General features: G+C 45.0%; 10 protein-coding genes. 2 read left to right on the top strand and 8 right to left on the bottom strand.

Annotated features, from left to right (window positions below):
- The first annotated feature begins 375 nt into the window (after nt 1-375).
- Nucleotides 376-1344: a LysR family transcriptional regulator gene (locus ADH67_RS07935; protein WP_066595182.1), complete on the top strand. Its 969-nt coding sequence runs from the start codon at nt 376-378 to the stop codon at nt 1342-1344.
- On the opposite strand, the gene pyrF is transcribed toward ADH67_RS07935, so the two are convergent.
- From pyrF to leuC, 4 genes are read right to left on the bottom strand one after another with little or no spacing between them, the layout of a single operon-like run.
- Entirely contained in the window at nt 1341-2153 is an 813-nt protein-coding gene (gene pyrF, locus ADH67_RS07930; RefSeq protein ID WP_066595180.1) for an orotidine-5'-phosphate decarboxylase, read from the bottom strand. The two genes, ADH67_RS07935 and pyrF, sit on opposite strands and share 4 nt — an antisense overlap.
- Nucleotides 2154-2177: 24 nt before the next feature.
- Nucleotides 2178-3392 carry an MFS transporter gene (locus ADH67_RS07925; RefSeq protein ID WP_066595179.1) on the bottom strand — a complete coding sequence of 405 codons (1215 nt, stop codon included), beginning with the start codon at nt 3390-3392 and terminating at the stop codon, nt 2178-2180.
- A gap of 41 nt (nt 3393-3433) precedes the next feature.
- Nucleotides 3434-4042 (bottom strand): 3-isopropylmalate dehydratase small subunit, encoded by a 609-nt coding sequence (gene leuD / locus ADH67_RS07920; RefSeq protein WP_066595178.1) that lies wholly within the window; start codon nt 4040-4042, stop codon nt 3434-3436.
- Between the two features lie 4 nt (nt 4043-4046).
- Complete coding sequence (gene leuC, locus ADH67_RS07915) at nt 4047-5456, bottom strand: 3-isopropylmalate dehydratase large subunit (RefSeq protein ID WP_066595175.1); 1410 nt, start codon at nt 5454-5456, stop codon at nt 4047-4049.
- Between the two features lie 361 nt (nt 5457-5817).
- On the opposite strand from leuC, the gene ADH67_RS07910 reads away from it, so the two are divergent.
- Nucleotides 5818-7707: an IS1634 family transposase gene (locus ADH67_RS07910; protein WP_066591418.1), complete on the top strand. Its 1890-nt coding sequence runs from the start codon at nt 5818-5820 to the stop codon at nt 7705-7707.
- A 12-nt stretch (nt 7708-7719) separates the two neighbouring features.
- Here ADH67_RS07910 and ADH67_RS13655 read toward each other — a convergent pair whose 3' ends face one another.
- The 4 genes from ADH67_RS13655 to hemL form a co-directional block, all read right to left on the bottom strand.
- Nucleotides 7720-7845: a hypothetical protein gene (locus ADH67_RS13655; protein ID WP_269089519.1), complete on the bottom strand. Its 126-nt coding sequence runs from the start codon at nt 7843-7845 to the stop codon at nt 7720-7722.
- Nucleotides 7846-8256: 411 nt separating this feature from the next.
- Nucleotides 8257-9591, bottom strand: a complete 1335-nt coding sequence (locus tag ADH67_RS07905) for a sodium-dependent transporter (RefSeq protein ID WP_066595173.1) — start codon at nt 9589-9591, stop codon at nt 8257-8259.
- A gap of 165 nt (nt 9592-9756) precedes the next feature.
- On the bottom strand, nt 9757-11847 hold the full coding sequence (locus tag ADH67_RS07900) for a protein-disulfide reductase DsbD family protein (RefSeq protein WP_084081570.1): 2091 nt from the start codon (nt 11845-11847) through the stop codon (nt 9757-9759).
- Nucleotides 11844-13136: a glutamate-1-semialdehyde 2,1-aminomutase gene (gene hemL, locus ADH67_RS07895; protein ID WP_066595171.1), complete on the bottom strand. Its 1293-nt coding sequence runs from the start codon at nt 13134-13136 to the stop codon at nt 11844-11846. Before hemL ends, ADH67_RS07900 begins: the two co-directional genes overlap by 4 nt.
- Nucleotides 13137-13187 lie beyond the last annotated feature (51 nt).

Below are 13187 nucleotides of genomic sequence, written 5' to 3'. Positions count from 1 at the left end.
AAAGTATGAATATTTTTGTTTTTTTATATTACCTTTGATTCAGAGAAAAGACTAGGCAAGTTCTTCAAAAGTACTTTGCGGAGAATGCAAAATGTCGGAGCAAACCAGAATTCTCTTCATCAGGAAGAAAGGAGGGAGGCAGGGAAGAAGCTTTAAAACTCCTAGGTTTCTCTAATAGGGATAGCCCTTTAAAAATCAGTGAGATCCCGAAATATAAACCTCTAACTTGAATTGCTTAAATAAAATATCCCTTGTTTTGGTATTGAGGTTTTCTCTCACCATATCTGGCGATTTCTGCAAGGCGGTTTTGCGTTAAATACAAAGTTATTGTTGAAATTGCAAGAGATAATTAGACTCTGCGAAAAAGGAATCCCAATGACTAAGTTAAACGATCTCAACGCCTGGAGAATTTTCGTTAGCCTCTGCAGGACTGGAAGTTTCTCCGATACTGCCGCCGATTTTGATATTGATGTTTCCACGGTTTCGCGTTCAATCGGAGGGCTGGAAAAAGCCCTTGGTCAGGATCTTTTTTCGCGTAATTCTCGGCCTTTGCAGTTAACGCAAGTCGGCGAAAGAGCTAGGAGCCATATCGTTCCTTTGCTTCAAATGCACAATGAGATGATTTCAGATTTGCAGCAGGGCTCTTCTCAACTTAGCGGCAAAATCCGTCTTTCCTTAGCCCCTGGGTTCGTTACTCGATTTATGATGCCGATGCTGATGGAATTCAACGTGATGTATCCGGATATCAGTTTTGAAGTCGGAGGGGGCGGAGCAATCCAAGATATTCTTCAATACCGTTCTGATATTGCGGTGGTCACCTACAAGCCCAAGGATGCGAGAATCGTTAGTTTCTCCCGCGGAAGAAACGTCTACGTCCCGGTTGCCTCACCGGAATATATCAAAAAGTACGGCATGCCGCTGCATCCGAGAGATTTGGTAAATCACCGTGTTTTGCTCTATTCGGGAACCGTTAGAAACCCAACGAAGGTTCTCGTTAAAAACGGAGTCGAAGAAGAAGTGGTCTGCGGTAACATTATGAAAGTTGCCAATATCCTGGCAATCAGAAAGTCCGTACTTGATGGAATGGGTCTTGCCGTCGATCTGCCGTTAATCCATTGTGCGGAAGAAATTGCCGCGGGAAAGCTAATTCCCATCCTTCCCGGTTGGGTCAACCCGCCTCATGAATGTTTTATCATAACGTCGACTTCTCACTGGAGAGTGCGGCGTCATCGGATCTTTATGGAGTGGTTCCGGGACAGACTGAAGAAATTCTTTTCTCAGAAAGAAGATATAGTCCGTCCCTACTGGGAGCCTCCTAGAGAGACTGTGACGCGGGAAGTTTAACCGCGTGCTTTATTGATTGCGTCCCTTGTCCTCAGTGCTTCAGCTCTGGCTTTTTCGGCAAAATCCGCTTCTTTTGAAGCGTAGAGGATGGCACGGCTGGAGTTGATGACTAAACCTGTCTTATCCTTATTCATCCCGGCTTTTACAGCTGCGTTAATGTCGCCGCCTTGGGCTCCGATGCCGGGAACCAAGAATGTGAGCTCGGGAACGGTTGCACGGGCTTTTTTCAATTCTTCAGGATAAGTGGCACCGATGACTAAACCCATCTGACCATTTATATCCCATTCAGCGACTTTCTCAGCAACCTTGATGTAGAGAGGTACTCCTCCGATATCAAGCATCTGGAAGTCATCGCCGCCTTTGTTGCTGGTTCGGCAAAGAACAAATTCGCCCTTTTCAACGTATTCAAGATAAGGCTCAACGGAGTCTTTGCCCATGTACGGAGACAGAGTAACGCAGTCGGCCTTAAAGCGTTCAAAAACTTCTTTAGCGTAATGAGCTGCCGTGCTCCCGATATCTCCTCTTTTTGCGTCGAGAATGACAGGGATGCCGGGGTGGTTAGTGTGGATCCAGTCAATAATGTCAATGAGTTCCTGTTCGGCGCTCGAAGAAGAGAAGTAGGCAATTTGGGGTTTAAAAGCGCAAACCAAATCTGCTGTTGCATCTATGATTTCAGCGCAGAAATCGAAGATCGGGCGAGAGGAAGTTTTAAACTTTTCCGGAAATCTTGCCGGTGTCGGATCCAAACCGATGCACAGTAAGGAATCATTTTTCTCCCAACAGGAGCTAAGCATCTGACTGAATTTCATAATGTTCTTTCGTAAAAATTGAGTTTAGTGGTCTTTTTCCAGAGGTGTGCCGGTTGCCATGACTTTCTCTTTCGGACGATTAATCCAGAGATAAAACACTAACGGCAGAAGAATAGCACCGGAGGCCCCGATAATAATCTTGTAGGAGAAAGCCGCGGCGAGCATACCGCCGAAAATTGGTCCCATCACTGAACCGATCTGCTGGGCTAAGTAAGATAACCCGAAAACACGGCCTTTGTCAGCCGGAGATGTAGAAATGGTGAGAACGGCATTAATCGCAGGGAAAATGCCTGCGAAGGTTAATCCTCCGATGAAACGCCAAATAGTAAATCCCTCTAACGAGGATGGAATGACTTGCACAATGCCGAAAACTGCTGAGCCAAAGAGAGCTAAGTAAAGTACTTGACGATAGCCCCAGTTTTGCCCCAGAATGCCCCAAATAGGAGAGGCAATGACGCCTGAAACGCCAACAATGGAAAACACTATTCCGGAAACCAGAACAATTTTATCCATTGATCCCTGGAGTTCCGCAACGTATAAGGGCATGATTGGCTGGGTAAGAAGAATACTCATTTGAACGATTCCGGCGCAGATTAACATACGTTTGACGGCAGGAATCTTTAACAAAGAGAAGTCCCAAACTTTGACAGGCTTGGCGTTCGGGTTTGGTTTTCTGGGTTCTTCCTTAATATAGAAAAGAATGACGCAGGAAATAATAAAAAGTGCGCCGCCGGCGATAAAGAAAGAGGCGCGCATACCGAATTGGTCAGCCAATAAACCGCCGAATAGGGGGCCGAGAACGCCTCCGGCAGTCATGCCGCCTTGCATCACGCCTAAACAAAACCCAAGTTTCAGTTTTGGTGAGCTCGCCGAGATAATAGCTAGAAGAGCAGGCCATAAGCCGGCGGAAAGACCTTGGATGAATCGAACGCCGAATAGTTCCCAAGGATTGGTAACAATGCCGCCGAGGAAATAAGTTATCGCTAAACAGAACCCCGCGCGCAAAGCCATTAACTTTCTGCTCTTTTTATCAGCAAGAGCACCCCAAATCGGAGCCATGATGCCGCTGATAAGAAAGGTAATCGAAAAGATAAGGCCGGACCACATGTCTACGTCGGCTTTGGCTACTCCCAAATCTTGAATGAGATACATGGGTAGGAAAGGAATGAGCATGGTATAGCTCATTGACATGAGAATCGTACAAGTTGTCAGAATTCCTAGCGAAATCTTCCAGTTCATTCAAACCTCAACACTAAATGATGCGAGAGAGTTATTCTTTATCAAGCAAGCCAAGGGAATTGCTTAAAGTATTTTTCTTCAAATTTTTTTATTTTGTCTTTAGATTTCAGCGTCAAACCCACAGGATCCAAGCCTTTAAGCAGCTTTTCTTTCCTTGAAGGTTCAATGTCGAAAGCAATGACGGTTCCTGAAGGCGTTTTTATAGTCTGCGCCTCCAAGTCTATGGTAATACTCTTTGATTCGTTTGTGGACAGCTCTTGCATCAAAGAGGAAGCACAGTCTGGTTCAATAACGATAGCTAAGATACCGTTATTAGCGCAGTTGTCAAAGAAAATACCGGCAAATGAAGACCCAATGAGACACCTAATTCCCCTCTTTTGAAGGCCCCAGACGGCATGTTCACGAGAAGAACCGCATCCGAAATTAGGACCCGTTACCAGAATCTCAGCACTTCTAAATTCTTCTTTGTTGAGAACGAAATTTTTTCTTTCGTTCCCGTCTTTGTTTAAGCGGACGTCATGGAAAAGTCCGTCGAGGAGGCCTTCTTTATCAATTCTTTTTAAGAAGGCTTTGGGCATGATGATGTCAGTATCAATGTTGGATGCCGGCATCGGTGCAGCGACAGCTGTCAGTTTTGTGAATTGAGACATATAACTACTCCTCCCGAATATCGGCAATAAAACCTTTAACACTAGCGAGAGCGACCATCTGAGGACTGGCTAAGTGAGTCCTGGTTTGAACTCCCTGTCGTCCCTCGAAGTTGCGGTTGGTAGCCGAGATACAGCGATCTTGTGCGTCGAGAATGTCTCCGTTCATTGCTAAACAAAGAGAGCAGCCGGAGTTTCTCCATTCCCAGCCGGCAGCTTTGAAAATTTTGTCAATTCCTTCCCGTTCAGCTTGAGCACGTACTTGAGTGCTTCCCGGTACCACCATTGCCCAGACGCCTGGGGCACGCTTCTTGCCTTTTAGTACAGCGGCAGCAGCTCGAAGATCTTCAATTCTTGAATTTGTGCAGGAACCAATGAAAGCATGAGTAATCGGTAAGCCTTTAACTTTTTGTCCGGCTTTCAGCCCCATGTACGAGAGGGCTCTCTTGAAGTCTGCGCGAACTTTAGGATCTTCGATTTCTTCCGGATTTGGAATAGTCTCTGAAATAAAACAATTCTGATCAGGACTAGTGCCCCAAGTAACAGAAGGTTCGAGGCCTGTGATGTCAATAGTTTCTTCTTTATCAAAAGCGGCGTCGGAATCCGATTTTAAAGTTCTCCAAAAGCTGACAGCTTCGTCCCAAAGTTCGCCGGTAGGACTGCATTCTTTGCCTTTTAGATATTCGAATACTTTTTTATCCGGTGCGATGACTGAAGAACGAGCTGCGCATTCGACCGCCATATTGCATAGAGTTAGTCTTTCTTCTGCCGTTAATTCGCTGATGACCGGACCGCAGAATTCAACGCAGTGACCTGTACATCCGCCCGCGCCGAGTTTTTTGACAATGAAAAGAATAATGTCTTTAGCAGAAACTCCTGCGCCTCTTTGACCGGTAACGCAGACCCTCATATTCTTAAGCTTTTTATAGCGAAGTGTGGAGGTTGCGAGGTAATGATAAATATCAGAAGTCCCGATTCCATATGCAACTGCTCCGAGAGCGCCGTACATGGCGGTATGGCTGTCACCTGCACCGATAAGCATTCCTGGAAGAACTTTTCCTCGTTCCACCATGACGACATGTTCAATGCCTTGCTTTGGGTTGCCGTTATTGAGGACTTCAAAATTAAAATCCGCGCCGTTTTTCAGAAGATATTTAACTTGGGTACATGAATTCTTTTCTGAAGGAAATTCGGTTCGATCAGGAGCGCTTGAATTAACGTGATCTACCGTGCCGAGTGTGGCGCAGGGACGCCAAACTTGAAGTTTGTTTTCTCGTAAGAGAGAAAAGGCTTGCGGACTGGTATATTCATTGACTACCGTCCTGTCAATGTATACAAGTCTCTCCCTGCCGTCGGCTGTTAAGTTCTCAATAGTGTGAAGCTCAATTATTTTGTCGTATAAGGTTTGGGCTTTCATAAAAACTCCTTGGGTTGGCTAGATTTTACTATTTCCGACATTTTTTACGACGTAGCGGCATCGTGCACTCTGGAAAACATACAGACAGCCTGCAGACAACTCGCATGAATCGCAATTAAGAGGCCGTAAGTTGGTTTTGTTTAAACGTAGTGTTTTTTGATCCAGGCATTAAAAAGGAAGTCATAAATCGATAAACCTCTATCCGTTTTTCTCAAGATTCCTTTTTCCTGTCTTTAATACTTTTTATTTAGTCTGATCCGTTTTGAACCCCGATGGGTTCTTTATTTTTGCCTAAATTTATTTTCTAATAATATGTATTAACTGTAGTATAATTAGCTTAATGATAAATCTTGGGGGTCCTATGCGTTATAGGTTGGGGTTTAGTTCTAACAAAGACAGTTCTAGTGTTTATATCGAGTGTTCTATTCGAAAGCCAGGTGTCAAACATCCCGTTCGAGAAATCATTAAACGCTTTGGAAAGAAAAAAGACCTCTTAGCTAAAGACCCTGCGGCACTACAAAAGATCCAAGAAGAGGTTGACCGGATGAACCTCAACTGTGAGGGTAGGAAACTGCTTTCCACTCCCACTTCTCTTGAGTTACTTTCTAAAGATTTATCCGAGCTTCTTCAACGACAAACTTTGGATCCTAGTGCCGTTTTTTGTACTCGTAGTGCCGGCTATCTTATCTTGCGCCGCCTCTATGATGAACTTAAATTGGATGCTAAGTTCGATTACATTGCAACGAAAGGCTCTTTCAAGTATGACTTAGCAGAAATTGCCAAGGAACTAATTTTGCTCAGAATTCTTGCCCCGTCCTCCAAGAGACGTTCCTCAATCGAAGGACCCGAGCGTTATCTTGGCATGGAGTTTGATAATCTAAATCAAATCTACAAAGCTCTGGATGTACTCTGTGCGAATAAAAGCGACATCATCCGATACTGGAATCGTCAAATCAGCAAGCTGGTTCCCGACAGGGATACTTCGATTTGTCTTTATGACATAACTACATATGCCTTTGAGAGTACCGATCAAGATGCGCTAAGAGATTTTGGCTATTCCAAGGACAAGAAATTTAATGAAGTCCAAGTAGTTATGGGATTAGCTACGGACAAACAAGGCTTGCCCCTCGACTATGGTCTCTACAGAGGCAATCAGGCTGAGGGGGCTACTATGGTGCCCTTTGTTAGTGAACTAAAGAAGAAATTTAATGTTAAAAGCTTCACGGTAGTTGCCGATAGAGGTCTGAACAGCCAAGCTAATATCGACGCTCTGATAAAACTCGGAGATAACTACGTTCTAGCCTCCAAGATAAGAGGCGCAAGCAGCGATATACAAAGAGAAGTTCTCTCTGAGGAAGGCAGAGTTCCAATACAGAAAGTCTCCGAAGACGGGGAAATCTTAGACTTCGGCTGGTACAAAGAAATTCAATTGAACGGTCCTATCAGCTACGAGTCGCCGGAATACGTCTTTGAAGACGGTGACAAAGAGAAAGAAAAGCAACTTGAGAAAAACTTAAACCATACAAAAACGAAATCTGGGAAATACGTAAAAAGCCAATTAAAACGCAGACTCATCGTTACCTGGACCGAGGCCAGAGCCAGAAAAGACAGAAAAGACCGAGAAAGGTTAATCAAGAAAGCTCAGGAGCTAGTTGGAAAACCTTCTAAGATCAAGACCTCATTCAAAAGAGGAGGAAGAAGTTTTATTCTCTTAGATATGGATTTGGAGACTGCAAGAATAAATGAATCACTAATTGCAGCACAGGAGCAATTTGATGGAATTCATGTTATCGAAACATCATTGAGTTCACCTGCTTCAGAAGTGGTAAGAATCTATAAAAACTTATGGAGAATTGAAGATAGTTTCCGCCATTTAAAAAGTACTTTTGAGGCAAGACCAGTATATTTACGGCTGCCGGATCATGTGCGCGGACACTTCCTAATCTGCTTTTTAGCTTTATGCGTCCATCGTTATTTGGAATATAAACTTCGGGCAAATAATACTCCGGCCACGACCGATGGAATTATCAGAGGACTGAACCGAGCCACGATATCATTGATTAATCCAACCTCCGGGATTGAGTTTTACGGCACCGCTGGCTTTGACTCTACAGTACGAAACATTATGAATCTAGTTGGCTTGACGCCTCCAAATACTTACGAAGACCCAAGCGCTTTGAGGAAGAAAATGCGACTCTACACTTCTGTCAAAGATTTATTCTCTTCTACTACAATAAGTTTAGAAAATTAAGAAAAAGAGAAACTAGAGCTGACGGGGCCTCACAGGCCCTTTTTTAATTCGTAGGCATAAAAGACGGGTGCCGTCGGCTGTTAAGTTCTCAATAGTGTGAAGCTCAATTATTTTGTCGTATAAGGTTTGGGCTTTCATAAAAACTCCTTGGGTTGGCTAGATTTTACTATTTCCGACATTTTTTACGACGTAGCGGCATCGTGCACTCTGGAAAACATACAGACAGCCTGCAGACAACTCGCATGAATCGCAATTAAGAGGCCGTAAGTTGGTTTTGTTTAAACGTAGTGTTTTTTGATCCAGGCATTAAAAAGGAAGTCATAAATCGATAAACCTCTATCCGTTTTTCTCAAGATTCCTTTTTCGATTAAGGAGCGTGTAGCCGATTGAGTCAAGCTTATGGAAGACAGGTTAAACCTTTTGACAGCTAAATAATTTAGTTTCAAATTATTTAAAACTAGATTATTTAAATAATTTGATTTTGAATAATAAAAAGTTCCTTCAGCGGTTATCGATGAAGAACGCAAGAAGGAACTTGATGGAAAGATATCAGAAGATGCCGGTGAGGACTACTGTGATGATGAGCAGCGGCGCTAAAACACCGATGCCAATCCTGATAACCCAGAGAAGTGTCTTGTTTACAGGTTTGACACTCGCAAGCTGTTTAGCAGTGACTTCCCAAGCAATCCAAGCGGCAACGAGACTGAAGCCAATCTCAGAAATCGGCATGCCGACGTTGCTTGTCAGGAAATCGAGGAGATCGAAAACGTTCTTGCCGAAGATCTTAAAGTCAGCCAGAGATCCGAAACTTAATGTGCAGAAAAGTCCGATGAGGGCAGCGGCAGCGGTAATAATCCAAGTAATAATTGAGCGGTTGTCAGTTCCTCTGGAGGTTAGAACGGCGGCCACTACGGCTTCCAACATTGAGATAGAGCTGGTAATTGCAGCTACTACCAAGCAGAAATAAAACAAGGCTGCAAAGAATGCACCGAAAGGCATCTGGGAAAAGATGGCAGGCATCGTGACAAATGTCAGTCCGGGACCCGCTGTGGGGCTGAGATTGAAAGCGAACACTGCAGGCATGACCATTAAGCCGCCCAGGACTGCAGATAAGATGGCTAAAAATGCAATCCAAGCAGTCGAAGAGACCAGGTTAACTTTTTCCGAGAGATAGCCGGCATAGGTAACCATGACAGCTGCCCCAAGCGACAGAGAGAAAAAAGTGAAGCCCATCGCATTAAAGACGGCTTCAGTTGTGAAAGCTGAGAAATTAGGTTTGAACAGATACTCCAGACCTTGTATCGCACCCGGAAGAGTTAATCCTCTGACAATAAGAATTAACATGAGTACGAAAAGAACAGGCATTAAAACTTTTGCCAAACGTTCAATTCCCTTCTGTACTCCTCTGGATACTATCCAAGCGTTAATAGCTAAGAATACCAACTGATAAAGATAGGCGACTACGCCGTTGCTGACGAAATTGCCGAAATTTTTATTGAGTTCATCAGCATTGGATACCAATCCGTTTCCGAATAATGCGTCAATGAAATATTTAATGCACCAGCCACCGACACACGAGTAAAAGCACAGAATCAAGAAGGCCGTCAGAACTCCAATCGCTCCGAAAATTTTCCATCCCTTTCCCGCTACTTTAGTGAGGGAGCCGATTGGACCTGCACGCCCGGCCCTTCCGACAACATACTCGCTGATGAGCATGGCTACACCAACGGTAAAGGTAAATAATAAGTACGATAAAAGGAAAACGGAACCGCCGTTGTTTCCGGCTAAGTACGGAAATTTCCAAATTGCTCCCAAGCCTACGGCAGAACCGGCGCTGGCGAGAATGAAGCCTAAGCGAGATGTCCAGGAGGATGCGACAGCCATGATTGAATCTTCTTTTTATTTTAACTGTAAGGAATGTTACAGGCTTCCTCCTCGAATTTAGAGTTTTGAACTATGAACTTATTATCACCTCATAAGTACAAACAATAAGGAGAAACTTCTCTGGCTCTTCTCATCCTTTTCCGTGTTGAACTTATCAAAAGGCGATTAGTTCATGCTCTTTTTGATGGCCTTAAGAACAATTTCTTGTGTCAGCAGTTCCGGAAGAATTTCCGTGGATCCGTTCGGTTCATAAATGACATAGAGAGGGACACCGCTTCTGCCGAAATGTTCTAGGACTTTCGTGATTCTTTCATCGTAGTTTGTCCAATCTGCTTCAAGCACGACAAACTCATTGTCTTTGAAAGCTTTTTGGACTTCGGAGGTGCGCAGAACGGCTAATTTGTTTGCCTGACATGTCAAGCACCAAGATGCCGTGAAGTCCACAAATACTCGTTTCCCTTGTTTGAGGGCATCGTCTACCTTTTGCGGGGACCAACTGTCAGTTCTTTGGTGAGTTTCTGGAACTGGAGAGATGGCTGAGAGCGTTAAGCCTCCTCCTACTAAAAATAATGTTGCGGCAGCAAGAACAGCGGCAACTGATTTAGCCGAAAGCTTGCCAAATTGAAACTTTCCGTAAAAATAAAGTGCAGCACAGCACAAGAGAAAGCCGGCAAAAATGCAGGAAAACGCAAGAATGCTGATTTGTTGAGATAAAACCCAAAGAAGCCAGAGGGCTGTCAAGCCCATAGGCAAAGCCATCCACTTTTTGAGTGTGTTCATCCATTGCCCGGGCTTAGGAAGCCAACGTGTAAGGCACGGGAAAACGGTGAGTAAGGACCAGGGAAGAGCCATGCCTAAACCTAAGGCTAAGAAGATGAATAAAGTTTCAATATAAGAGGCGCTTAACGCATAGCCTAATGCAGCTCCCATGAAAGGAGCAGTGCAAGGGGAGGCAACAAAAACCGCAAGAACCCCGGTGAGGAAGCTCTCTAGAAAAGGGGAACGTTTTTTCGCTGCACCAACTTCGAGAACTCCTGGAGTAAAGCTAAATTCAAAAAATCCTAGAAGGTTGGCCGAGAGAGCAATAAATAAGGCGGCTAATGCGCAGACAAAGAAAGGAGACTGAAGCTGGAAGCCCCAGCCGATCATTGCACCGGTGGACTTAACCGCAATAAGCAGGCTGGACAGGGCAAGCATTGTGAGCAAAATGCCCGTTAAGAATCCGAAACCGTGGGGTAACAAGTTCTTCGTACCTCGGTTTTCTACAATGCCGATTATCTTCAAAGAAAGAACCGGGAAGACACAAGGCATTAAATTCAGAATTAAGCCCCCGAGGAAGGCAAAGAAGGCAGAAACCAGTAATGAGCTTTGAGACAAATTAAGCTGTTCTGACTTAACCGGAATCGTCAAGGAGGCTTCTTTTAACGGTACACTGAAATTTTTAGCCCAGCCACCTTGGGATTCCTTACCGTCGTTGACCAAAATTAATCCCTCGAAGGTGTCGCCTGTATTAATGAATTCGGTAGCATGAAGGAAAACGGAAAAACCATTGGCCGTTGGTACAACCTCTTGCGGTGCTCCATAAGAGATGGAATCTGCAGTTTGGGCAAAGATGTAGACGTTTTCTAATGCTCCCCTATCAGGAAAAGACAACTCGATAAGTTTCTTTGTATGGTCAATTTTTGCCGTAACGGGGATGCTATCGGAAGGAACATTCCTAAGTGTTTCTTGGAAGATGCCATAGGCGGCAGAGGAAACAGGCTTTGGCCCGACTTTAATATCTAAAGAAAGAGAGGCTCTGCCTGGAACGCATTGTTCCGCACACATGAGCCAAGAAACCTCCGCTTTCAATGAAGCTGAGGAATCAAGAGGTTGGTTGGCGGGGATAGTGATCTTTACGGGAAGAAGGATTTCGCCATCATAACCATAATTGATAAGCGTCCCGAGTTTAAATACTTTGGGAATGGGCCACTGAATGTCGCCGGCTTTCCACCCATCTGGGAGCGTCCATTGGATCTCGGTGGGAAGCCCGCTGTCGCCGGTGGCTCTCCAATAAGTATGCCAATGAGGATCGTGAGTTAGTTTCAGGCCGACTTCGATGGTCGAGCCGGGCGTGGCTTCGGCCATAGAAGAGATAAGCTCTGCTTTTACGAAATTACTTTTGGTTTTTGGCGCCCAAGGAGCGGCCTGAATCTGAATGCCAAAAAGAAAAATAAAAATAAAGAATATGCGAAAAAGCAGAGAACTTTCCATCATCCGTGAACCTTTCTTACTTCTTTAAAAGCCTTTCGTGCAGCTTCAAAAGTCTTGTTCAAGACAGAATCGTCATGAGTGATGGAAACAAAACCGGCCTCGAAAGTACTTGGAGCAAGGTAAACACCGTTATCAAGCATGGCATGGAAGAAAGTCTTGAATTTTTCGGTGTCGCATTCCATAACTTCTTTGAAGCTGGCAGGACAAGTCGGGCGGAAGTAAATGCCAAACATACCGCCGGTGCATTGTCCGGAGAAAGCAACGCCTTCTTCTTTGGCAATTTGAACCAAACCGCTGATGAGTTTGGCGGTTTGAATGGACAGTCTGTCGTAGAAGCCCGGTTCTTGAATGGCCTTCAATGTAGCAAGACCGCAGGCAACGGCAACCGGGTTGCCGGAGAGTGTGCCGGCCTGGTAAACCGGACCAAGCGGAGCAATGCAGTCCATGATTTCTTTCTTGCCGCCGAATGCTGCAACAGGCATGCCGCCGCCGATGACTTTGCCGAACATAGTCAGATCAGGAGTAACGCCGTATAAGGATTGAGCTCCGTGCAAAGCGACTCGGAAGCCTGTCATCACTTCGTCAACAATCATCACGGTGCCGTGTTTTGCTGTCAGTTCGCGCATCTTGGTGATGAACTCGCGAGTAGCAGGAACCATGTTCATGTTGCCTGCGATGGCTTCTACGATAACGCAGGCGATTTGTTCACCTTCTTTTTCGAAGGTTTCTTCAAGCATGTCGCAATTGTTGTATTCCAAAACAATGGTGTCTTTAGTCACGTCGGCCGGGACACCGGCAGAACTCGGTGTGCCGAAAGTTAGTAAGCCTGAGCCGGCTTTGACCAAAAGAGCATCGCTGTGACCGTGATAGCACCCTTCAAACTTAATAATCTTGTTGCGTCCGGTGTAGCCCCTGGCTAAGCGGATGGCGCTCATGCCGGCTTCTGTGCCGGAGGAAACCAAGCGAACTTCATCAATGGAAGGAATAATCTTCTTGATTTCTTCAGCGATTAACACTTCTCCTTGAGTCGGAGCACCGAAGCTCAAACCGTTGTCAACGGCCTCCTTGACGGTTTGAATGACTGCAGGATTGTTGTGGCCGAGAATCATCGGACCCCAGGAGCCAACGTAGTCGATATATTTTTTGCCTTCTTCATCATATAGATGAGGGCCTAAAGCTTTTTTGATAAAAGGAGGAACTCCGCCAACTGACTTAAATGCACGGACAGGAGAGTTCACGCCTCCGGGAATTGATTCTTGGGCTCTGTCAAAAAGAGCTTCATTGCGATCCATGTTGACTCCGATTAATAAAATAAGCGTCCTAGTAAGGACGCTATACTAATC

It is taken from the genome of Turicimonas muris, assembly GCF_002221595.1.
GTDB classification, from domain to species: Bacteria; Pseudomonadota; Gammaproteobacteria; order Burkholderiales; family Burkholderiaceae_F; genus Turicimonas; species Turicimonas muris.
Note: the sequence above shows the minus strand (reverse complement) of the source record. Positions and strands in the feature narration are given on the sequence as shown.